Source organism: Streptomyces sp. NPDC028928, assembly GCF_055564915.1.
The window spans coordinates 24,011-44,316 of sequence record NZ_JBVHVI010000012.1 but is presented as its reverse complement, the minus strand read 5'-3'; the positions used below and the strand labels follow the sequence as shown (position 1 = coordinate 44,316).

Genomic DNA, 20,306 nt, shown 5'->3' with positions numbered 1-20,306 from the left:
GTTTCACCCGTTCGGTCTCGACCAGGGCCACCTGAGCCTGCCGCCGGACCTGTCGTCGGGGTCGTACGCGTACTTCCACCCCTGGACCAGCCCGAGCCTCCTGCTGTGCCCCCGGGGCACGCGCCGGTAGACCAGCACGGTGGGTGGCCCGCCCTCCGGGTCCGGGACGGGGATGCGGTACGTCTTCGGGGGGTGCCCGGTGGGACCGAGCAGGACGGGCAGTACCCGCCCGTCCATGGGGCCGCCCTCGAAGGGGGTGTCCTGACTCTTCACACGGTCAGTCTCGGCCATCCTCGGCGAGCGCGCCGACGAGGGCGGCGGTCTGCGGATCGCGGGCCGCGGTGACAGTGAGGACGGCCACGAACTGCTCCACCAGCCAGTCGCGCAGCTCCGCGGCCGGGGGCTGCTTGTCCTCGTCCAGCCAGATCAGGGAGGCCGCCTCGACGGCCGTGATCCACATCCGGACGGTCATGCGCAGCCGCGGGCCGGGCTCGGTGATGCCGAGGTGCTGGTAGATGTGCTCGGCGGCGGACCGGCGCACCCCGTCCACGATGGCCGTGGTGCGGGAGGTCTCCACCACGCTGCCGCCCTGGAGCAGAGCGCTGAAGCCGGTGTCGTGCTGGTCCACGAAGGCCAGGTAGCGGTCCAGGGCGCGGGACAGACGGGGCAGCAGGGGGCCCTCGCGGGCCTCGTCGAAGCACTGCCGCAGTTCCTCGGCGGCGGAGCGCAGCGCGGCCTCGTACAGCTGCTGCTTGCCGCCGGGGAAGTACCGGTACACCAGCGGTCGGGACACCCCGGCCGCCTCCGCCACGTCGTCGAGGGAGACGTCCTCGGGCGCGCGGTGCGCGAAGAGGGAGAGCGCGGCGTCGAGGAGCTGACTTCGTCGCTCCTCGACGCTCAGGCGGCGGTATGCGGGGGTGGCCGACGGGGTCATGGCCAGCAGCCTAATCGCCGTGGGGGTGCGGCCACGGCGGCGGCTGCGGGTCCGTTGACCTATGCCAGCAGGCCCGACGACCTCCACAGTCGCCGCCCGACCCCCCGCAACACCCCGATGTCGTCCAGGAAGTCCGTCAATCGCTTCGCGCCCGTCTGCATGACCTCCCTGCGGTGGGCGCTGGCCTTCACCTGGGCCATGGCCTCCCGCTTGTCCAGGCCCACGTTGGTGTAGACGTCGGGGTTGACGAAGGCGACCGAGAAGACGCGGGCGAACTCGCCCGAGGTGACCCGGGTGAACTCCTGGGACCACTTCGGGGCCGTCACCATCTGGCGGCGCAGCTCCTCGCGGGCGTACCGGACGTGCCGGGCCTCCTCGACCACGTGGATGCGGGTGACCCCGCGGATCAGGGGCTGCACCCGCTCGTCCGGGAACGTCAGCCGCTGCATCCAGTCCAGGACCTCCTCGCCGAGCAGCGTGGCGGTGAAGGAGCCGGGGGTCGTGGAGATGGTCTTGAAGAGGCGGCCCAGGTTCTGGTGGACGCGGCTCACCGGGTACCAGGGCGTGCCCCCGTGCGAGATCAGCCGGGCGAACATCTTCGAGTGCCGGCACTCGTCCTCGATCTCGGTGAGCGCGTACCGCACGTGCGCGCTCGTCGCCGCCTTGTCGTAGATGTGCCGGACGAGCAGCTGCATCAGGATGAGCTCGAACCAGATGCCGAGCGAGGCCAGCGCGGCGGCCTCGTGCTGGGAGAGCAGGATGCGCTGTTCCTCGCTCATCCGCTTCCACAGGGGGGTGTCGTAGAGGGACACCAGCTCCGGCGGCCAGAACCACTTGCCCTCCTCGAAGGGCGCGTCCCAGTCCAGCTCCTTGTCCGGGTCGAAGGAGTGCTTGGCGGAAGAGACGAGCAGCCGTTCGGCCACCTGTTCCCGGTCCTTGAGCAGGCCGAGCGCGTCGCGCAGCCCGTCCAGCGCGTCCGCTTCCGTCAGGGTCGTCATGGCTCCCTCACTTCGTTACCCGGGGGTAGTGGTCCTGCCTCTTATGAGACTGCTTGTCAGCAAGGCCGTCAATCCCTCCGGCATGACTTGTTGACCCGGCGTCTACGTGTGAGCCTGCCGGGTATGCCGACGCACGACCTCTACGCCAACGACCCCGAAGACCCCCACTGGGAGGTGCCCGCCGCCGGCGCGGCACGGTTCAGCTGGGAGTACGACGACGGACGCGACCGCCTGCTCGCCCTGTACCAGAAGGGCAAGGACAAGCAGTGGGACGGGCGGACCCGGATCGACTGGGACCTGGAGGTCGACCCGTACGACGCCCTCGGCACCCCCGAGGAGGCGATGTCCCTGTACGGCACCCCGTACTGGGCCAAGCTCTCCGAGAAGGACAAGGGCGAGCTGCGCCGGCACTACGCCTCCTGGCAGTTCAGCCAGTTCCTGCACGGCGAGCAGGGCGCGATGATCTGCGCCGCGCGGATCGTGGAGTCGGTGCCCGACCTCGACGCCAAGTTCTACTCCGCGACCCAGACCATGGACGAGGCCCGGCACGCCGAGATCTACGGCCGGTTCCTGCACGAGAAGATAGGCCTCGTCTACCCGATCAACGACAACCTCCAGTCGCTGCTCGGCGACACCCTGCGCGACAGCCGCTGGGACATGCCCTACCTCGGCATGCAGGTGCTCATCGAAGGGCTGGCGCTGGCCGCCTTCGGCATGATCCGGGACACCACGGACAAGCCGCTGCCCCGGCAGATCCTGACCTACGTCATGCAGGACGAGGCCCGGCACGTCGCCTTCGGCCGGATGGCGCTGCGCGACTACTACCGGCAGCTCACCGACGCCGAACTGCGCGAACGCGAGGAGTTCGTCATCGAGGGCTGCTATCTGATGCGCGACCGGCTGCGCGGGGTCGAGGTGCTGGAGAACTTCGGCATCCCGAAGGCCGAGGCGGAGGCGCTGAGCGAGCGCTCCGAGTTCCTCCGGCTCTTCCGGAAGCTGCTGTTCAGCCGCATCGTGCCGTGCGTCAAGGACATCGGCCTGTGGGGCAAGCGGCTCCAGCAGGCCTACGCCGACATGGGCGTGTTCGAGCTGGGTGACTCCAACCTGGACCTGCTGATGGCCCAGGACGAGGAGCTGGCCGAGCAGCTGGACGCCGAGCGCTTCGCCGCCGAGGAGCGGGAGCGGGTGGCCGAGGTGGAGGCGGCGATCGAGTCCGGGGCGGCGGAGGGCTGACCGGGACGGGGTGCGGTGCCGGTCGTGTCACCCGGGTGCAGTAGCGTGCTGGCGTGTCCATGCCTCAGCCGCCGCAGAACCCGGGCCCGTACGGCCAGCAGCCTCCTCACGGCCAGCAGTCCCCGTACGGCCAGCAGCCTCCTCACGGCCAGCAGGCCCCGTACGGCCAGCAGGCCCCGGGGCCGTACGGCTCGCCGTACCCGCCCCAGCAGCCCTACCCGCAAGCGCAGCCGTACCCCGGCTGGGGCGTGCCGCCCATGGCCCCGCCCCCGAAGAAGCGGCGGGTCGGGCTGGTGCTCGGCATCGTGGGCGGTGTCGTCGCGGCCGGGATCGCGCTGCTCCTCGTGATCGGCACGGTGGCCGAGAGCGGTTTCCCCGCGGCGAAGAACAAGCTGACCCTGCCCCACACGCTGCTGGACGAGAAGTACACCCTCGCCGAGGACCTCTCCGACACCGAGGGGAAGAAGATCGAGGACGAGGCCGACGGCGCCTGGGACGCCAAGGACATCCACGCCGCCGTCGGCCACTACAGCCCGGGCGGCGACGACACCCAGGGCGTGCTGATCGTGTCCGGCATGTACGGCCGGTTCAAGAACGAGTCCGAGGTCCGGCGCAACATGCTCAAGGGCGCCGGCGAGGCCGACGGCGTGACGGTCGCGGAATCCGCCGAGGACGTCACCCCGTCCGGCGCGGACACCACCGTCAGCTGCGAGGTGCTCACCCAGAAGCAGGCCGGGACGACCCTCACGTACCCGATCTGCGCCTGGGCCGACGGCAACACGGCGGCCGTGGTCGGCGAGATCAGCCTCTCCCAGAAGGACCCCGCCGACGTGGACATGGAGGCCGCCGCCCGGAAGACCCTCCGGATCCGCTCCGAGATGCTCCGGCCCGTCGACTGACCGGCTCACCGCCGCAGCACCGCCCGCATCACCTCCCGCGCGATCGGCGCCGCGTCCCCGCCGCCGCTGATCTCGCCCCGGTCCGCGGAGGCGTCCTCCACCACCACCGCCACCGCCACCTGCGGCTCCGGCGCGCCCTCCGCCTGCGCCCAGGAGACGAACCAGGCGTACGGCACCCCCGAGTTGCCGACCCCGTGCTGCGCGGTGCCGGTCTTGCCGCCGACCAGCGCGCCCGGGATGGCCGCGTTGGTGCCGGTGCCCTCCTGCACCACACCGGCCATCAGCTCCATCAGCCGGGCCGCGGTGTCCGGCCGCATCACCTGCCGCCCCGGCCGGGCCCCGCTGCCGGAGACCGTCTCGCCGCCGTGCCGGGTGGTCCGCTCCACCAGGTACGGCGGACGCAGCCGGCCGCCGTCCGCCACCGCCGCCGCGACCATCGCCATCTGCAGCGGGGTGGCCCGCGTGTTGTACTGACCGATCGAGGACAGCGCCAGCTGCGCCCGGTCCACCTTGGTGTCGAAGGTGCTCGGCGACACGGCGAAGGGGATCCGCAGGCCGGTGTCGTTGAACCCGAACGCCTGCGCCGTGGTCGCCATGTCCCGCACCCCCACGTCCACGCCCAGCTTGGCGAAGACCGTGTTGCAGGACCACTCGAAGGCGTCCCGCACCGAGGCGTCCCGGCAGCCGTCGCCCTCGTTGGTCAGCCGGGTGGTGGTGCCGGGCAGCCGGTAGGGGTCGGGGGAGTCGGTGCGCTCGTCCAGGTCGGTCACCACGCCCGCCTCCAGCGCCGCCGCGGCGGTGACCACCTTGAACGTCGACCCCGGCGGATACGTCTGCCGTACCGCCCGGTTCAGCATCGGCTTCTCCGGGTCGTGGCCCAGCCGGTCCCAGGCCGCCGACACCGCCTCGTTGTTGCCGGACAGCACCCCGGGGTCGTACGACGGGCTGGTCACCAGCGCCAGCACGCGGCCCGTGGCCGGCTCGACCGCGGCCACCGCGCCCTTGCGGCCCGCGAGCCCCCGGTACGCCGCCTCCTGCGCCCGCCGGTCCAGGGTCGTGACGACATCCCCGCCGCGGTCCGGCGCACGCGTCACGTCCTTCCACAGCGGCAGCGGCGTGAGCATCGGATCGGTGCCGGAGAGCACCCCGTCCTCGGCGTGCTCCAGGAACGTGGTGCCGTACGTCTGCGAGGAGAAACCGGTGACCGGCGCGTACAGCGGGCCGTTCAGGTAGGTGCGTTCGTAGCGCAGCTGCTCCCCGGTGTCCACCGACCCGGTGACCGGCACCCCGCCCACCAGGATGTTCCCGCGCGGCTGCTGGTAACGGGCGATCGTGGCACGGCGGTTGGCCGGATTGGCCTCGTACTCCCGGGACTGCACGACCTGCACCCGGGTGGCGTTGGCCAGCAGGGCCGCCAGCAGCAGGGCGCAGAAGACGCAGGCGTGCCGGATGTACTTCGCCATCGGGCGCCCGCTGTCGGGGAGGCCGCCGTACTCGGTCACGGCGCCTCCCGGCCGTCGTACTGGCTGCGCGCCGAGTCGCTCACCCGGACCAGCAGCGCCACGATCGCCCAGTTGGTGACCACCGAGGAGCCGCCCTGGGCGAGGAACGGCATCGCCATGCCGGTCAGCGGGATCAGCCCGGTGACCCCGCCCGCGATCACGAACACCTGCAGCGCCACGATCGAGGCCAGCCCGACCGCGAGGAGCCGGCCGAACGGCTCGCGCAGCGCGAGGCCCGCCCGGTAGCCGCGCTCCACCAGCAGGGCGTACAGCAGCACGATCCCCGCCAGGCCCGCGAGGCCCAGCTCCTCCCCGGCGGTGGCCAGGATGAAGTCCGACTTCGCGGCGAAGCCGATCAGGATCGAATGGCCGAGCCCCAGCCCGGTGCCGAGGATCCCGCCGGCGGCGAAGGCGAACAGCGACTGGGAGAGCTGGTTGGGTCCCTGCCCGGCCTCGATGGTGGCGAACGGGTGCAGCCAGTCCTCGATCCGCCCGCCCACATGGGGTTCGAGACGCCCCACGGCGACGGCGCCGAGCACCGCCAGCACCAGCCCGACCGCGATCCACCCGGTGCGCCCGGTCGCCACGTACAACAGCACCACGAACAACCCGAAGAACAGCAGGGAGGTCCCCAGGTCCCGCTCCAGCACCAGTACGCCCACGCTCAGCAGCCAGATCGTCAGGATCGGCCCGAGCACCCGCCCGGTCGGGAACTGCAGCCGCCACAGCCGGCGGCCGGTGTACGCGAGCGCGCTGCGGTTGGCGGCCAGGTAGGCGGCGAAGAACACCGCGAGCAGCACCTTCGCGAACTCGCCCGGCTGGATGGAGAACCCGGCGATCCGGATCCAGATCCGGGCCCCGTTCACCGCCGGGAACAGGATGGGCGCCGCCAGCAGGGCGAGGGCGGCCACCACGCAGACGTACGCGTACCGCTGGAGCACCCGGTGGTCGCGCAGCACCAGCACGACCCCGATGAACAGGCCCACCCCCAGCGTCGACCACACCAGTTGGGTGGGGGCCGCCTGGTCGCGCGGTGTCTCCAGGTCCAGCCGGTAGATCAGCACCAGGCCCAGCCCGTTGAGCAGCACACCGATGGGCAGCGGCAGCGGATCGGCGTACGGCGCCCGGATCCGCACCGCGAGATGGGCGAACAGGGCCAGCAGGCCGAGCCCGGCTCCGTACCCGACGGCGCCGGGCGGGACGGTACCCGTCCGCGCCAGCCCCACCGCGCAGTAGCCGTACACGGACAGCAGGACGGCCAGCACGAGCAGGGACAGTTCGACACCCCGGCGCCGGGGAAGGCGCGGGGCGCGCGCGGGAGCGGGGGCCGCCAGGGTGGTTCCGGCCTTCGTCATGCCCGGAACCTACCGAAATAGGGCGTCTTGTGTCCGGTGTTAGTGGGCCGGGCGCGCCCCTACGGGCAACGTCAGCGTCGCCACCGCGCCCCCGTCCACCGCGTTGGCGAAGCCCAGCGTGGCGCCCAGTACCTCCGCCTGCCCCACCGCGATGGTCAGCCCCAGCCCGTGTCCCTTGGCCCCGCCCTCCGTGCGGAACCGCTGCGGCCCGTGAGCCACCAGGTACTCCGGATACCCGGCCCCGTGATCCCGTACGGTCACCACCGGCCCGTCCACGGTCAGCACCACCGGAGGCGCCCCGTGCTTGTGCGCGTTGGCCACCAGATTGCCGAGCACCCGCTCCAGCCGCCGCCGGTCGGTCTCCACCCGGACGTCCCGCAGGACCCGCACCTCGGTGTCGGTGCCCGAGGCCCGTACCACCCGCTCGGCCAGCGCGCCCAGCGCCTCCGTGCCGACCGCCGGCCGCTCCCGCCCGGTGTCCAGCCGGGAGATCTCCAGCAGGTCCTCGGTGAGCGTGCGCAGCGCCGCCACCCGGTCCCGCACCAGCTCCGTCGGCCGCCCGGGAGGCAGCAGCTCCGCCGCCGCGTGCAGCCCGGTCAGCGGGGTGCGCAGCTCGTGCGCGACGTCCGCGGTGAACCGCTGCTCGCTCAGCAGCTTGCCCTGCAGCGAGGAGGCCATCGAGTCCAGCGCGGCGGCGACCGCGGCGACCTCGTCCTGCGGCCGGGTCGGGTCCTTCGTACGGGGGTCGTCGACCCGGGCGTCCAGATCACCGGCGCTGATCCGCCGGGCCACCCGCGCGGTGCCGTGCAGCCGCCGGGTCACCCGGGTCACCGCGAACACGCCGACCAGCACGGTCGCGCCGATCGCCAGCCCCGACGACCACAGGATCGACCGGTCGAGACCGTCGATGGTGCGGGCCTGCTGCGAGTAGTCGACCTCCACGGCCAGCGCCCGGTGCCCGGCCACCGGTCCCGCCGCCCACATGGTCGGGCGCCCCCGGTAGGTGGCGACCATCGTGCCGCGCTCCCCGGCCGCCGCCATCGTCCGCAGCGGCGCGGGCAGCCCGTCGGGGTCCACCCCGGCACCCGGCAGCAGCGTGTCCCCGGCCTCGTACGCCTGGGTGGCGTCGGCGAGCCGGGACAGCGCCAGGTCGCGGGCCTGGCCGACGGTCTGGTTGGTCACCGAGACATGGACGAGCACCCCGAGCAGCGCCGCCAGCGCACAGCACATCACCGTGATGAACGCGGCGGCCTTGACGGCGAGGGCCCCGGCCCAGGGGGGCAGCGTGAGCCTCATCGCGGGCTCTTCGCGGTGTCCGCCGGGGAGGGCGAGGGGGACGGGGTCTTGCCGTGCCGGCCGTCGCCGACGTGCAGGTACTCGTCGCTGGAGAACACCATCGCGCGCTGGCCCGGGTCCCACACCCAGGTGGTGCGGTACTCGTAGCCGGAGATGTCGGCCGGCGAGCGCTCGATCAGCGCCCGGCCGGCCAGCTCCACCCCGACGATCGCGTCGTTGTCGGCCAGCACCTGCACGAGCCTGTGCCCCTCGACGGTGTAGACCCGCACCGCCGTCTGGTTGGTCGGATACAGCCGGAAGCCGAGCGTCAGATCGGCCCGGCCGTCCCCGGTGAGATCCCGGTAGTACGGCTTGAGCAGCGGACACCGCGCCCGCTTCCCGCCCGGCCGGCACTCCTTCATCCGGTCCACCGTCGCGTGGTACGCCCCCTTCGACCCGTAGTCGTCGGGGCGCGCCGCCAGCTCCGCCTCGACGACGTCCACCGGGTCCACCTTCCGGATGTCGTCGCCGGGCACCCTGATCCCCTTGACGGTCTCCCGGGTCGCCACGTCGTAGGGGTAGGCCGGGCTCGACGCCGGCCGCAGATCGGGCCAGAGCCTGGCCGGGCTGACCGCGGTCGGGGTCGGTCCGGCGCCCTGCAGGGCACCGGTGTCCCCGCAGGCCGCCGCCGACGCCGAGAGCAGGGCGACGGCGGTCACGGCGAGGGCGGTGCGCGCGGCACGACGGACTGGCATCTTTACATTCTGACCGAAGTGCGCTTTGTACTGCTTCGTACGCCCGGTGTGACGCGAGCGCGGCTGCGGTGCGGAGGAGAGGCTACTCGGCCAGCTCCTCCAGCAGCCGCACGGTCGCCAGACCCGCCCGCAGGTACTCCACGAACAGCTCGTTGTGCAGCGCCCACGCCGAACGCCGGGCCCGGATCAGCTGGATCGCCTGGTCCGCCGAGTCACCCCGCTGGACCAGTGCGTGCGCGATGACCAGCCCCGAGCGGTTGTAGCCGTGGTAACAGCGCACGAGCACCCGGCGGCCGGCGTCCAGCGCCTCGTTCACCGCCCGCGCCAGCCGGATCACCCCGGCGAGCTGCGTCCCGTCCAGCGGCCCGTCCGGTATCGGCCACACATGGTGCTCCACCTCCGGACCGGGCCCGTACCCCGGCAGCCGCAGCAGCGACTGCACCAGGTCGAACTCGTCTCGTACGACGGCGAACTCCAGCCGTCCGGAACGGCCCCGGAACTCGTGCCCGCCCATCCACAGACCGGGCACGATCTCGTTCCACGGGCTCTCCGGAGCCGGCACGTCGGGCTGCATTCCGCGGGTCCGCAACGGCGCCTCCCCAACTCCCCTCGCAGGGCCGCCCTCCACGGTAACCGGTCTTGCCCCGGGAGCACCCCGCCTGTTCCCATGGTCGAGGGGTGATGGCGCATGAGCGGACTGCGCGTGGTGCCGGCCTTCCGGCACGGCCGGGAGCGGCTGTACGTCTGCCGCGAGGACGGATCCAACGTCGCCTGGTACGACCGTGAGACGGGCCGGGTCAACCTGCTCGGCGAGGACAGCAGGGACGAGGTCCTCCACGCCCTGAAACCCTTCCTGACCGGCCCGGTCACCGTCGGCCCGCCCCCGGTGCCCACCCCCGCGGAACTCGCCCGGCTCACCCTCCACCCCGACGACGACCTGGCACCCAACCGCCCCGGCGAGGCCCTGCTCGTCACCCTCGACCGCGACCCCGGCCCCACCCACCGGCTGCGCCCCGACCCGCGCCGGCGCGCCCTGACCGCCGAGCAGACCGTAGGCGAGGCCCTCGACGGCCTGGAGGGGGCCGGCTGGCACACCCTGCACTCCCTCCCCCTGCCCGGCGGCGACCGCATCCACCACCTGGCGATCGGCCCCGGCGGCCTGTTCGCCGTGCACGCCCTGTACGCCCGCAGGACCCGGGTCCTGGTCGCCGACCCGATGGTCACCCTGGGCCGTCGCGAGCCCGAGCCGCTGCTGCGCCGGCTGCGCTCCGACGCCGACCGCGCCACCTACGCCCTGACCGCCGAGGTCCGCCCGCTGCTGGCCCTGGTCGGCCCGGCCGAGGTGACCGTCACGGCCGAGCCGCGCGGGGTGCGGATCCTGACGGACACCGAGCTGACGGACCTGGGCCGGCTGGGCGGGGTGCTCAAACCGGCGGACGTGGAGGCCCTGCACGGGATGGCCCGTGACCGGAACACCTGGGGGAGCGCCTAGCGCCGCTCAGGGGAGGGGGGCGGCTTCCGCCGGGTCTGTCAGGGGGGCCATCAGATCGCCGAGGTCCTGGAGCCGTGGGGCGATGTCCTCCGGCCGGAACTCCAGCTGCCCCGGGCTCCGGCAGTCGGCGACCTCCTCCCAGGTCACCGGCGCCGACACCAGCGGGATCCGGCGGGCGCGCACGGTGTACGGGGTGGCCGTGGTCTTGCGGGCCGCGTTCTGGCTCCAGTCGACGAACACCTTCCCCGGCCTGAGACTCTTCGTCATCCGGTGCACCACCAGCCGCGGCATCGCCCGCTCCGCCTCCACGGCCAGCGCCTTCGCGTACTCACTCGTCCGTTCGGAGGAACCCCCGCGCACCGCCGCCAGCAGATGCAGCCCCTTCGACCCGGCCGTCTTCGGGTACGCCTCGATCCCGTCCGCCGCGAGCCGCTCGCGCAGCCACAGGGCGACCTCGCAGCAGTGCACGACCGTCGCGGGCGCGCCCGGATCGAGGTCGAAGACCAGCCGGTCGGCCTCCTCCGGCCGCTGCACCAGCCACTGATGGGTGTGGAACTCGGTGACCAGGTTCGCCGCCCAGACCAGGCTGGGCAGATCCTGCAGCACCACCATCCGGGCCGGACTCTCCGCCGAGGACCGCGGCACCTCGGCGGTGGTGACCCACTCGGGCGTACCCGGCGGCACGTTCTTGGTGAAGAACAGCTGCCCCTCGGGGCCGTCCGGATAGCGCAGGAAGGACACCGCCCGGTCCCGCAGATGCGGCAGCAGGGCCGCGGCGGTCGTCGCGTAGTAGTGCAGCAGCTCCCCTTTGGTGAAGCCGGTCTCCGGATACAGCACCTTCTCCAGGTTGCTGAGCGCGACCCGGCGCCCCTCCACCTCTGTGATAGGCGTCATAGGATGACAATCCCAGACAAAGCGGAGAAATCTCCAAAGGAAGGGTGCGGCACGTGCGGTCGATATGGAACGGCGCCATCTCCTTCGGGCTCGTCAGCATCCCGATCAAGCTCGTGAACGCGACGGAGAGCCACGCCATCGCCTTCCGCCAGATCCATACCGAGGACAACGGCCGCATCCGCTACCGCAAGGTGTGCGAACTGGAGGACCGGGAGGTCAGCCAGGCCGAGATCGGCAAGGGGTACGAGGACGCCGACGGCTCGATCATCCCGATCACCGACGAGGACCTGTCCCACCTGCCCATCCCGACCGCCCGCACCATCGAGATCGTGGCCTTCGTGCCGGGCGACCGGATCGACCCCCTCCAGATGGGCGCGGCGTACTACCTCGCGGCGAGCGGGGCGCCCGCGGCGAAGCCGTACACCCTCCTGCGGGAGGCCCTCAAGCGCAGCAACAAGGTCGCCATCGCCAAGTACGCGCTCCGCGGCCGGGAGCGACTCGGCATGCTCCGGGTCGTCGGCGACGCCATCGCCATGCACGGCCTGCTCTGGCCCGACGAGGTCCGGGCCCCGGAAGGCGTCGCCCCGGATGTGGACGTCACCATCCGCGACAAGGAACTCGACCTCGCCGACGCCCTGATGGACACCCTCGGCGAGGTCGACCTGGCCGACCTGCACGACGAGTACCAGGAGGCGCTGGAGGAGGTCATCGCCGCGAAGGCCTCCGGCGAGGCCCCGCCCGAGGCCCCCGCCCCCGCCGCCGGCGGCAAGGTCCTCGACCTCATGGCCGCCCTGGAGAGCAGCGTCCGCGCCGCCCGCGAGTCCCGCGAGGCCGGCACCGCGGAGGCCGAGGTCAGACCCCTGCGACAGGGCCGGGCCGCGCCCAAGGAGACGGGGGGCAAGAAGTCGACCTCCACGGCGAAGAAGACGACCCCGGCGAAGAAGGCCGCCCCCGCGCGCAAATCGACGTCCAAGGCGGGGGAGGGGGCGGCGAAGAAGACGACGAAGAAGACGACGGCGAAGACCGCGACGGCGAAGAAGACATCGTCGCGCAAGCGGCCGGCGTGAGGTGTGCTTCAGGGGGGTGCCGGTCCGGTGCACGACTACGGGCACATGGTGGCCGCTCGCGCGGTTCCCGCGCCCCTTGGGGACGCCGGCAGCGGAGGGCGGACGTGCCGCTGGGACGGCGCCCGCCCGGCAGCCTAGTCGAGAGGGTTGGGCCGGCCGTGCCGGCCCAGCAGCACCAGTCCGCCTCCGGCCACCGCCAGAGCCGCCAGCACCGTGCCGAAGATCGTCGCCCCTGTCGTCAGCCCCACCCCGTCGCTGAGATAGCCCGCGGTGACGGGGAGGAGCCCGGCGGGAAGGTAACCCCCCACGTTCAACGCAGCGTTGGCCTCGGCCAGGCGGCCCCCCGGTACCGTCGAGTTCAGCAGGGACAGACCGCCCAGTTGCCCCATGCCCTGCCCGGCCCCGCCCAGCAGCGCGGCGGCGCCCAGCGCGGGCACCGAGCCGGTGTGGACGGCGATGACGAGCGCGAGCATGCCGAGGGCGGTGGCGCCGGCCCCGGCGAGCAGGACCGTGCGGCGGCGCAGTCGCCGTACCGCGAACTGCACACCCGTCGCGCTGAGGAACATCGCGAACGCCAGCACGCCGGACACCATCCGGCTCCCCGTCCCCAGCAGGTCCGACAGGAGGGAGGGGCCGAGCGACAGGACGAAGGACGTGGCGGTGATGCCGGGCGCGAAGACGGCGATGCCGAGCGCGAGCGACCGACCGGCGCCCCGCGGCACACCCGGCACACGGACCCAGGCCCCCGTACCGCCGGTGCCGCTACGCCGTACCGGCATCCGCAGCACCACCGCGACGGCCGAGCCGAGCAGCACCGCCTCCACCCCGAACACGGTGACCGTGGGCGCCGGCAGGGTCTCGGAGAGGACGCCCGCGAGCAGCGGCCCGAGCCCCGCGCCGAACACCATCGCGCAGGAGGCGAGCAGCGCCGCGAGCCGGCGGCGGGCGGGGCCGGCCACGTCCGTCACCGCGGCCATGCCCGCCGATACCATGGCCCCGACCGCGATACCTGTGCACAGCCGGGCGACGATCAGCGCGGCCACGCCACCGGCGGTCGCGAAGACCAGGCAGGCCACGAGGGCGAGCCCCAGCGCGGGCAGCAGTACGGGCTTGCGGCCGATCCGGTCGGAGAGCACGCCGGACACCAGCAGGGAGCCGAGCAGCCCGGCGATGTAGCAGGCGAAGACCACGGTGAGCATGCCCTTGCCGAAGCCCATCTCGCGCTGCCACAGCACGTAGAGCGGGGTGGTCGCGTTGGACAGCACGAACACCGCCGTCACGGGCCAGGCGGCGAGCCAGATCCAGCGGACGGGCACCTCACCGCGGTGCGCTGAGGCAGCCGCACGCACCGCAGTGGCCGTCTCCGTCTCCGTCTCCGTCATGACACAGTCCTCCCCGGGAAGTCCGACAGTACGAGTCGACTCGTACTTGTACGTGTGAAGTCGAACTTAACATGCAGTACGATCGAAGTCGTACAGGAAGTCGAGGACATGAAGCCGGGGAGAGGGAGCCGCAATTGACCATCAAGGTGCTGCCGGAGCCGCCCGGCCTGCCCGACCCGCTGCCCGAGCCGGCCGTCTCCGACCTCCGGCTGGAGACGGTGCTGGGCGCGCTCAGCGACCCACTCCGACTGCGGATCGTCCGCAAACTGCTGCTGGAGTCGGAGGAGTTCGACCACACCTGCGGCTGGTTCGGCCTGGACCGCCCCAAGTCCTCACTCACCCACCACTTCCGGGCCCTGCGCGAGGCCGGCATCACCCGCCAGCGCCAGTACGGCCTCGAGCGCCGCAGCCACGTCCGCGTGGCCGACCTGAACACCCGCTTCCCCGGCCTACTGGACCTGGTGGCGGCATGGACCCCGGCGGCCGACGACTGAACCGGCGACCGGCTGACTGCAGTGTTGGCTCACGCGCAACCAGTGCGCGTTAGGCACCTGCGCTGGTCAACCGCATGATCGTGCTGGTCGAGACGAAGGTGAGAGCGAGGGGTTATGTGGGCTCTAAGCGTTCTTGTCTCTACGGCGAGGGATGACAAGGTCGAACCCGGCGTCGATCAACGGGGTACCGCGGCGCGATCACCGCTTAGGCGTCGGACGTATCCCCACAGTTGACGAGGGGCAGTGCCCCCAACTTTCATCAGGCCGATCCGCCGAGCTGCACCGGATATGTCGGTCGGCCCAATCTTCGCAGCCAACAGCTCGTCGACAGCCGTCCCCCCGCCTGGGTCCGCCATTGGTAGCTATTTACGGCTGGCGAGGCTCGTGATCAGAGCCGGTCATTTTTCATCAAATTACGCCAAGGTTGACCCTTTTGAGGTAAGTATTATCAACTTAGGTTCCAGTGCAAGAGATTACTAACCGGGATTACCAACTGTGCTTTACGGTTTGGTTGTTGCCACGTCGACTAAGTGCGTGGCTGATCCCATTGGGGGGCTCGCGTGACCATTGCCGTCGACCCGCTGCGACTGTCGAAGCCGCAGGACTCCAGCACGTATCTCGCCATCAAGACGCCACAGGGGGGACGCACGGTCTTCAGCGTTCGTGTTCCACTCCTCGACCTCCCGACGATCCTCCCCGTCCCCGACCCGAACAACGTCGACAAAGACAACCGCAAGGTCGACCGCCTGCACGCCAAGCACTTCGGTGAGTACCTCGACACCAAGCAGGACTGGGTCGCCCCAGCGCTGCTGGCTCGGGACGGCGGAGGATGCACCTTCGAGAAGGTGGATGACCAGGGCGCCGTCGGCTACCTCACCGTTCCGTGGGCAATCGGCGGCGTCTCCAGTCTGCGGACCATCGACGGTCAGCACCGTGTGCTCGGCGTCGCAATTGAGAAGCAGCGCATCACCGATGCCATCTCCGCCGTAGACCGCGAAATGGCTCGCAAGGTCAGCCCTGAGAAGTTCGCGAAGCTTGAGGCCGAACGCGAGAAGCTCATCGGACAGATGAACCGCCTCAAGGCCGAGTACGTCGGCCTGGACATCTATGTCGAACCAGACCCGATCAAGGCTCAACAGATGTTCGTGGACGTCGCCGACAACGCCAAGGGCATCAGCAGCGCCGTCCGCGCCCGGTTCGACAGCTACAAGGTAGCCAACCGCACCTTGTCCGACGTCATCGACCATCCGCTGCTGAAGGGCCGAGTCGACGCCGAGCAGGACCGCATGACGCTCAAGAATCCCAACTTCATGGGGGCCAAGCACGTCGCCGACATCACCCGAGCCGTCATCGCTGGTGCCGGCGGCCGGATCAGCAAAAAGGCTGAGCAAACTCTCACCGACGGTGAGGTGATCGAGCAGGTCAAGGACTTCCTTGACGTTATCTCCAACGCCTTCACTGCCCTCGCCTCGCTTACGGAGGACGACCCCGAAGCGGAGCGTCAGCCTGGTGAGCTCACCATGGCCCAGGAGGTCCGCCGGACCTCGCTCCTCGGCTCGGTGGGCATGCTCCGAGTTCTTGGCGGTGTGTTCCGAGAGCTCCGGGGAGGTGAGAATCCGACCGAGCTCGACGACATCACCGACTTCTTTAGGCGTCTCGACCCGCACATGGCCGCTCCGGTCTCCGAGGCCAGCATTTGGCGTACTACCGCGGCCAACGTGGACTTCGAGCCTAATGCATCAGCCCCGATCATGCGCACGCAGAACATCGTTCACTTGGTGGGCGTTATCGCGAGCTGGTACAAGAAGGCGCCCGACGCGCTGTAAGGGGAGTATTCGGGAGGAGGGCGCTGCTTTTGAAGCGGCGCCCTTTGCGTCTCTGATGGGAGCGTGTTAGCACCCTCGCGGTTGCAGAGTTCGGAGCGAGCGAGTTGAACCGCAGAGCCTCGGGTCAGTTGGCGCCTCAGTCAGGCGATGCAAGTTGCATGTAAATATTTCCCACCATGAGAAGTTCGCCTAAGGGGCGATGGTGACCGGAATCGGGCGATCGACCGACTGAGGACGTTCGGCGTGTGCCCATCCCGCCCCAGCTCGTCGCCGTGCTGCGCGAGCACCTGGCCACGTTCGGCACGGCGGATGACGGGCGGCTCTTCTTCAGCGAGAAGGGCTCGGTTGTCCCGTCCTCGACCTACTACCGCGTATGGCAGGAGGCTCGACTCCTGGCGCTCCCACCGGCCGTCGCTGCCTCTCCGCTCGCGAGTAGGCCGTACGACCTTCGGCACTCGGCGCTGTCGACGTGGCTCAACGCGGGTGTCGACCCCACGGAGGTTGCCGAGCGCGCCGGCAACAGCGTTGAGGTCCTGCTGACGTGCTACGCGAAGTGCCTCGACGGACGGCAGGACGTCGCCAACCGCCGCATGGAGGACCTGCTCCGTGAGTACGAGTCCCTGTGGTCTTGTGGCCCCGTCTCGCTTGCTGCTGGCATATCTGCAACGTCAACGCGGGAGCACAGGGGGCCTTGTGGAACTGCACGTCACGCGCTGGAAGCGGTACGGGCATGATCGTCTGTACGCCAACCTGCCTGATGGCACCGCGGCCGGTTGGGCGGACGTCACGACGGGGGACATCACGGTTTTGCGGGCCGAGTGTCGTGACGACGTGATCGCCGTGCTCACAAAGCACTTACAGAATCTCACCGAGCCTGTCTCGCCAGACAGGGTGTCGGAGGCTCAGGCGCGTCCGATGCTGCCGCCTCTGACGCCAGCCGACGATCTGGCCGTCAACCCTCCCGGGCAGTCCTTGCGTGATCTCCTCGCCGAATCCGGCCCGGGGCTGATGGAGCGAGTCGTCTCGCGGCTTCTGCGGCGGCCCTCGGAATGGGACTCCTGGCGAAAGGGATTGGCGGGGGAGCGGCGAGTGGGAGCCGAGTTGAACCGATTGGGGCGCCACGGCTGGCGCATCCTGCACTCCATCCCCTCGGCTAACAAAGTGGATATCGATCACTTACTGATCGGGCCTGGTGGAGTGTTCAGCGTCAATACGAAGCACCACGACAAGAGGGCCGTATGGGTCGGGGACGATTCCGTGAAAGTCGATCACGGGAAACCGGCGCCCTACGCCCGCAAGAGCCGGGCGGAGGCCAAGCGGGTCGCCCGAGTGCTTGAGCGCTATTGCGACTTCCCGGTACCGGTGGAGCCGGTGCTCGTCTTCGTGGGCGTCACCGAGCTCAAGGTGGTCGCTACGCAGCTCGATGTCCGGGTGTACCAGGAGCGCCAGGTGTCGGCCCTCGGTCCGCTCTCAGGCGTTCTCACGGCCGACCAGGTGGAGCAGGTGTACGGCGTCGCTCGCCATCGCCAGACTTGGAGTCGGGCCTGAGCCGTTGCGTCTCAGCGAGGTGCCGACCTTCCCTGCGGGGCCTGTGGCCGGCCTCCAGGGGGTGGCCATCGTCGGAGCTGGGTGCCCTGTCAGTGCCGTCTCTTACCCTCCGCTCTTGAAAGGCTGTTCGAGTGGAGAGGGGACGCGGATGGGTGGCAACGCATGGAGACACACGGGCCCGTATCAGCGTGATCTGGCGGCCGCGTTCCGGCAGGAGCAGGAAGACGAGCTGGCGCGGGACAACCACGGCTTCGAGGGGCGGTCCGTCGAGGAACTGTGGCGCGACCCGGAGTGGCAGGAGTACATCTTCACCGGCGGCACGGGCTCCGTGTTGGACTTCCCTCTCATGATCGAGGCCGCGGACACGGATGACGGTCCGTTCATGCGGCCGCTGACCGATGACGAGGTGCGAGCGTGGGCTCCACACGGCCGGCCCACCTACGAGGAGTGGGACGCCGCGCTCGGCTCCGAGCAGTTGGACTTCCCACGCCGCGCCCGGGGGAACTGCACAGTGCTCTACCGCGACGGTAGGCCCGCGCAGATCGCCTACTGGGGGGTCACCGCCGACTAGGGGAGTGGGTACCGCCTTGCGATGTGGCCCCACACCTGTCCCGGGTCCGGGGCCACATCGTTTTGCGGGGCTCACCTGGGAGAACGCTCCAAGATCCCGTCCACACCTCGTCCACAGACCCCGGCATACGCCCGCTCCAGGCCGCATACGCCTGCGCATACGCGAAGACCCCGTCCGCAGCGAACTCGCTGATGGCGGGGTCTTTAGGCACTTCATGCGAAGTGCCCCCGGCAGGATTCGAACCTGCGCACACGGCTCCGGAGGCCGTTGCTCTATCCCCTGAGCTACGGGGGCGTGTCGGCTGCGGAGCTTCTCGCTCGCGGCGACGTGTAGAACATTAGCAGGTCCGCGGGGGTGATCAGGAACCCGTTTCCCCGGGCGGGGGTGGGCGCGTCCCCGGTAGGGGGTGGAAGTGGGGAAAACCCGGACGCGGTGGCCGGTCCGGACCTACTCTCGACTTGTGCCAGGCGCTCCGGGCCGGGTGCTTGTTGTGGACGACAACAAGGTCATCCGGCAGCTGATCAGGGTCAACCTCGAACTGGAAGGGCTAGAGGTCGTGACCGCGGCCGATGGTGCCGAGTGTCTGGACGTGGTGCACCAGGTGCGGCCGGACGTCGTGACGCTCGACGTGGTCATGCCCCGGCTGGACGGGCTCCGCACCGCCGCCCGGCTCCGGGCCGATCCCCGTACGCACCACCTGCCCCTCGCGATCATCAGTGCGTGCACGCAGTACGAGGTCGAGACCGGCCTCGATGTCGGCGTGGACGCCTTCCTCGCCAAGCCCTTCGAGCCCGCCGAGCTGGTACGGCTCGTGAAGCACCTCATCGAGCGGCGGACCGGACATGAGGGCCGTGGGGGAGCGGCACATGGGGGAGATCCCGGTGGGGGAGATCTCGGTGGAGGAGATCCCGGTGGAGGAGATCAGGGCGGGGGTGGTGGCGGGGAGATCGACGGTGACGGGGCGTCTCCCGATGGTGTGCCCGGTGGGATGTCCTTCGGCGGGTAGGCCGGTGCCACTCGGTGAGCAGACCACCGCACGGTCGGAGCCCCACCCATAACCGGCTCGCACCCCCACCCCCCTCCTCCCCTACGCTTGTCCCGTGACCCCCGTCGAGCTGTCCCGGACCGTGCTGCGCGCGGTGCGTTGTGCTGTCGATGACGGGGAGCTGAGTGTGACCGTGCCCGAGCGGGCCGTGGTGACCGAGCCGGGGCCCGGGGGGTGCGGGGATTTCGCCACCACCATCGCGTTGCAGCTCGCCCGGCCGGCCGGGCAGCCACCGGGGCGGGTCGCCGAGATTCTGCGGGGCCGTCTTGTCGGTGCCGAGGGGATCCGGGACGTCGTCGTCACCGGGGCCGGGTTCCTCAACATCAGTCTTGAAGAGCAGGTTGATCCCGTCGTGGGGCTCGTGCGGGAGATCCGGGAGCAGGGCGTCCGGTACGGGCACGGTGACGCCCTCGCCGGGCAGGTCGTCGCGCTGCGGGTGCCGTACGAGGTGCGGGCCGAGGTCGTCGCCGACGCCGTCGTACGCCTTGTGGCGGCCCAGGGCGGGCGGGCCGCCGTCGAGCACGGGGAGCCCGCCAACCTGCGGCCCGTGCCGGCGCCGGAGGATCCCGCGCCGCTCGGGCCCGATGCCGCCCGGTGGGCGCTGCTCCACCCCGCCCCGCACGACCGGCCCCGGATCACCGCCGATCACCTGGTCCAGCGGGAGGGCAATCCGCTGTTCCGGGTGCGGTACGCCCACGCCCGCGTCCGCTCCGTCAGCCGTAACGCCGGCCGGCTGGGATTCGCCGCGGAGGCCGGTCCGCTGGGGGGCGTCAAGAGTTCCCTGTTCAGCCCGCTCGCCGATCACCCTCGCATCCTCGCCGGGGCCGCCATCCACCGTGCCCCGGACCGGCTCGCCCGGCATCTCGTCACCGTCGCCGATGCCGTGCTGCCCCTGCTGCCTTCCGTGCTTCCCGTCGGTGAGGAGAAACCCTCGGCCGCCCACCGGGCCCGGCTGGCGCTTGCCGAAGCCGCCGGGACGGTGCTGGCCGGCGGCCTGTCCCTGCTCGGCATCGACGCACCCGAACATCTCTGAGGC

Annotated in this window: 20 protein-coding genes, 1 tRNA gene and 1 pseudogene; 11 read left to right on the top strand and 11 right to left on the bottom strand. The window is 70.9% G+C overall.

Features of this window, described 5'->3' with window-relative positions; all coding sequences use genetic code 11:
- Positions 1–3: 3 nt before the first annotated feature.
- Genes ACZ4U1_RS27220 through ACZ4U1_RS27210 form a run of 3 tightly spaced genes read right to left on the bottom strand, consistent with a single transcriptional unit; the run spans position 4 to position 1,932 of the window.
- Positions 4–291: a hypothetical protein gene (locus ACZ4U1_RS27220; RefSeq protein WP_467906744.1), complete on the bottom strand. Its 288-nt coding sequence runs from the start codon at positions 289–291 to the stop codon at positions 4–6.
- Complete coding sequence (locus ACZ4U1_RS27215) at positions 278–934, bottom strand: TetR/AcrR family transcriptional regulator (protein ID WP_467906743.1); 657 nt, start codon at positions 932–934, stop codon at positions 278–280. The genes ACZ4U1_RS27220 and ACZ4U1_RS27215 overlap by 14 nt, the downstream gene beginning before the upstream one ends.
- A 59-nt stretch (positions 935–993) precedes the next feature.
- Positions 994–1,932 (bottom strand): AurF N-oxygenase family protein, encoded by a 939-nt coding sequence (locus ACZ4U1_RS27210; RefSeq protein WP_467906741.1) that lies wholly within the window; start codon positions 1,930–1,932, stop codon positions 994–996.
- A gap of 123 nt (positions 1,933–2,055) precedes the next feature.
- Between ACZ4U1_RS27210 and ACZ4U1_RS27205 the strand changes: the two genes are divergently transcribed.
- Together ACZ4U1_RS27205 and ACZ4U1_RS27200 are read left to right on the top strand one after the other, a co-directional pair.
- Positions 2,056–3,165: a ferritin-like domain-containing protein gene (locus tag ACZ4U1_RS27205; RefSeq protein WP_467906740.1), complete on the top strand. Its 1,110-nt coding sequence runs from the start codon at positions 2,056–2,058 to the stop codon at positions 3,163–3,165.
- Positions 3,166–3,224: 59 nt separating this feature from the next.
- On the top strand, positions 3,225–4,064 hold the full coding sequence (locus tag ACZ4U1_RS27200; RefSeq protein WP_467907036.1) for a hypothetical protein: 840 nt from the start codon (positions 3,225–3,227) through the stop codon (positions 4,062–4,064).
- 5 nt (positions 4,065–4,069) lie between these two features.
- On the opposite strand, the gene ACZ4U1_RS27195 is transcribed toward ACZ4U1_RS27200, so the two are convergent.
- The 5 genes from ACZ4U1_RS27195 to ACZ4U1_RS27175 form a co-directional block, all read right to left on the bottom strand.
- A complete protein-coding gene (locus ACZ4U1_RS27195) occupies positions 4,070–5,527 on the bottom strand; it encodes a penicillin-binding transpeptidase domain-containing protein (protein ID WP_467907035.1) in 1,458 nt (485 codons plus the stop codon).
- A 35-nt stretch (positions 5,528–5,562) separates the two neighbouring features.
- On the bottom strand, positions 5,563–6,921 hold the full coding sequence (locus tag ACZ4U1_RS27190; protein ID WP_467906739.1) for an FtsW/RodA/SpoVE family cell cycle protein: 1,359 nt from the start codon (positions 6,919–6,921) through the stop codon (positions 5,563–5,565).
- A gap of 39 nt (positions 6,922–6,960) precedes the next feature.
- Positions 6,961–8,217 (bottom strand): ATP-binding protein, encoded by a 1,257-nt coding sequence (locus ACZ4U1_RS27185; protein ID WP_467906737.1) that lies wholly within the window; start codon positions 8,215–8,217, stop codon positions 6,961–6,963.
- Complete coding sequence (locus tag ACZ4U1_RS27180) at positions 8,214–8,951, bottom strand: hypothetical protein (protein WP_467906736.1); 738 nt, start codon at positions 8,949–8,951, stop codon at positions 8,214–8,216. Before ACZ4U1_RS27180 ends, ACZ4U1_RS27185 begins: the two co-directional genes overlap by 4 nt.
- A gap of 82 nt (positions 8,952–9,033) precedes the next feature.
- A complete protein-coding gene (locus ACZ4U1_RS27175; RefSeq protein WP_467906734.1) occupies positions 9,034–9,540 on the bottom strand; it encodes a protein-tyrosine phosphatase family protein in 507 nt (168 codons plus the stop codon).
- A 99-nt stretch (positions 9,541–9,639) separates the two neighbouring features.
- Between ACZ4U1_RS27175 and ACZ4U1_RS27170 the strand changes: the two genes are divergently transcribed.
- Positions 9,640–10,443 (top strand): nuclease-related domain-containing protein, encoded by an 804-nt coding sequence (locus ACZ4U1_RS27170; RefSeq protein ID WP_467906732.1) that lies wholly within the window; start codon positions 9,640–9,642, stop codon positions 10,441–10,443.
- 6 nt (positions 10,444–10,449) lie between these two features.
- On the opposite strand, the gene ligD is transcribed toward ACZ4U1_RS27170, so the two are convergent.
- A complete protein-coding gene (gene ligD, locus ACZ4U1_RS27165) occupies positions 10,450–11,337 on the bottom strand; it encodes a non-homologous end-joining DNA ligase (protein ID WP_467906731.1) in 888 nt (295 codons plus the stop codon).
- Positions 11,338–11,390: 53 nt separating this feature from the next.
- Here ligD and ku point away from each other — a divergent pair, with 53 nt between their 5' ends.
- Positions 11,391–12,404, top strand: coding sequence for a non-homologous end joining protein Ku (ku, locus tag ACZ4U1_RS27160; protein WP_467906729.1), 1,014 nt, complete (start codon positions 11,391–11,393; stop codon positions 12,402–12,404).
- 134 nt (positions 12,405–12,538) lie between these two features.
- Here ku and ACZ4U1_RS27155 read toward each other — a convergent pair whose 3' ends face one another.
- Positions 12,539–13,786: an MFS transporter gene (locus tag ACZ4U1_RS27155; protein WP_467906728.1), complete on the bottom strand. Its 1,248-nt coding sequence runs from the start codon at positions 13,784–13,786 to the stop codon at positions 12,539–12,541.
- 134 nt (positions 13,787–13,920) lie between these two features.
- Here ACZ4U1_RS27155 and ACZ4U1_RS27150 point away from each other — a divergent pair, with 134 nt between their 5' ends.
- The 5 genes and pseudogenes from ACZ4U1_RS27150 (at position 13,921) to ACZ4U1_RS27130 (ending at position 18,225) form a co-directional block, all read left to right on the top strand.
- Complete coding sequence (locus ACZ4U1_RS27150; protein WP_467906726.1) at positions 13,921–14,280, top strand: ArsR/SmtB family transcription factor; 360 nt, start codon at positions 13,921–13,923, stop codon at positions 14,278–14,280.
- A 560-nt stretch (positions 14,281–14,840) separates the two neighbouring features.
- Positions 14,841–16,106 (top strand): DNA sulfur modification protein DndB, encoded by a 1,266-nt coding sequence (locus ACZ4U1_RS27145; RefSeq protein WP_467906725.1) that lies wholly within the window; start codon positions 14,841–14,843, stop codon positions 16,104–16,106.
- A gap of 218 nt (positions 16,107–16,324) precedes the next feature.
- Positions 16,325–16,723: pseudogene (locus ACZ4U1_RS27140) on the top strand (tyrosine-type recombinase/integrase); the annotation flags it as partial.
- 76 nt (positions 16,724–16,799) lie between these two features.
- Positions 16,800–17,654 (top strand): nuclease-related domain-containing protein, encoded by an 855-nt coding sequence (locus ACZ4U1_RS27135; RefSeq protein WP_467906723.1) that lies wholly within the window; start codon positions 16,800–16,802, stop codon positions 17,652–17,654.
- A gap of 148 nt (positions 17,655–17,802) precedes the next feature.
- The gene (locus tag ACZ4U1_RS27130; RefSeq protein WP_467906721.1) at positions 17,803–18,225 is read left to right on the top strand and encodes a hypothetical protein; all 423 of its coding nucleotides are present in this window, start codon (positions 17,803–17,805) and stop codon (positions 18,223–18,225) included.
- Positions 18,226–18,447: 222 nt separating this feature from the next.
- Here ACZ4U1_RS27130 and ACZ4U1_RS27125 read toward each other — a convergent pair.
- Positions 18,448–18,519, bottom strand: a tRNA-Arg gene (locus ACZ4U1_RS27125).
- Positions 18,520–18,685: 166 nt separating this feature from the next.
- Between ACZ4U1_RS27125 and ACZ4U1_RS27120 the strand changes: the two genes are divergently transcribed.
- Together ACZ4U1_RS27120 and nrtL are read left to right on the top strand one after the other, a co-directional pair.
- The gene (locus tag ACZ4U1_RS27120) at positions 18,686–19,231 is read left to right on the top strand and encodes a response regulator (protein WP_467906720.1); all 546 of its coding nucleotides are present in this window, start codon (positions 18,686–18,688) and stop codon (positions 19,229–19,231) included.
- Between the two features lie 94 nt (positions 19,232–19,325).
- On the top strand, positions 19,326–20,303 hold the full coding sequence (nrtL, locus tag ACZ4U1_RS27115; RefSeq protein ID WP_467906719.1) for an ArgS-related anticodon-binding protein NrtL: 978 nt from the start codon (positions 19,326–19,328) through the stop codon (positions 20,301–20,303).
- Positions 20,304–20,306: the final 3 nt, after the last annotated feature.

Bases quoted from the DNA above. Each gene is read 5' to 3' on its own strand.
- ACZ4U1_RS27200 (WP_467907036.1), top strand. From the start codon at position 3,225: ATGCCTCAGCCGCCGCAGAACCCGGGCCCGTACGGCCAGCAGCCTCCT.
- ACZ4U1_RS27220 (WP_467906744.1), bottom strand. From the start codon at position 291: ATGGCCGAGACTGACCGTGTGAAGAGTCAGGACACCCCCTTCGAGGGC.
- ACZ4U1_RS27210 (WP_467906741.1), bottom strand. From the start codon at position 1,932: ATGACGACCCTGACGGAAGCGGACGCGCTGGACGGGCTGCGCGACGCG.
- ACZ4U1_RS27205 (WP_467906740.1), top strand. From the start codon at position 2,056: ATGCCGACGCACGACCTCTACGCCAACGACCCCGAAGACCCCCACTGG.
- ACZ4U1_RS27185 (WP_467906737.1), bottom strand. From the start codon at position 8,217: ATGAGGCTCACGCTGCCCCCCTGGGCCGGGGCCCTCGCCGTCAAGGCC.
- ACZ4U1_RS27130 (WP_467906721.1), top strand. From the start codon at position 17,803: ATGGGTGGCAACGCATGGAGACACACGGGCCCGTATCAGCGTGATCTG.
- ACZ4U1_RS27170 (WP_467906732.1), top strand. From the start codon at position 9,640: ATGAGCGGACTGCGCGTGGTGCCGGCCTTCCGGCACGGCCGGGAGCGG.
- ACZ4U1_RS27190 (WP_467906739.1), bottom strand. From the start codon at position 6,921: ATGACGAAGGCCGGAACCACCCTGGCGGCCCCCGCTCCCGCGCGCGCC.
- ACZ4U1_RS27180 (WP_467906736.1), bottom strand. From the start codon at position 8,951: ATGCCAGTCCGTCGTGCCGCGCGCACCGCCCTCGCCGTGACCGCCGTC.
- ACZ4U1_RS27195 (WP_467907035.1), bottom strand. From the start codon at position 5,527: ATGGCGAAGTACATCCGGCACGCCTGCGTCTTCTGCGCCCTGCTGCTG.
- ACZ4U1_RS27215 (WP_467906743.1), bottom strand. From the start codon at position 934: ATGACCCCGTCGGCCACCCCCGCATACCGCCGCCTGAGCGTCGAGGAG.
- ACZ4U1_RS27155 (WP_467906728.1), bottom strand. From the start codon at position 13,786: ATGACGGAGACGGAGACGGAGACGGCCACTGCGGTGCGTGCGGCTGCC.
- ligD (WP_467906731.1), bottom strand. From the start codon at position 11,337: ATGACGCCTATCACAGAGGTGGAGGGGCGCCGGGTCGCGCTCAGCAAC.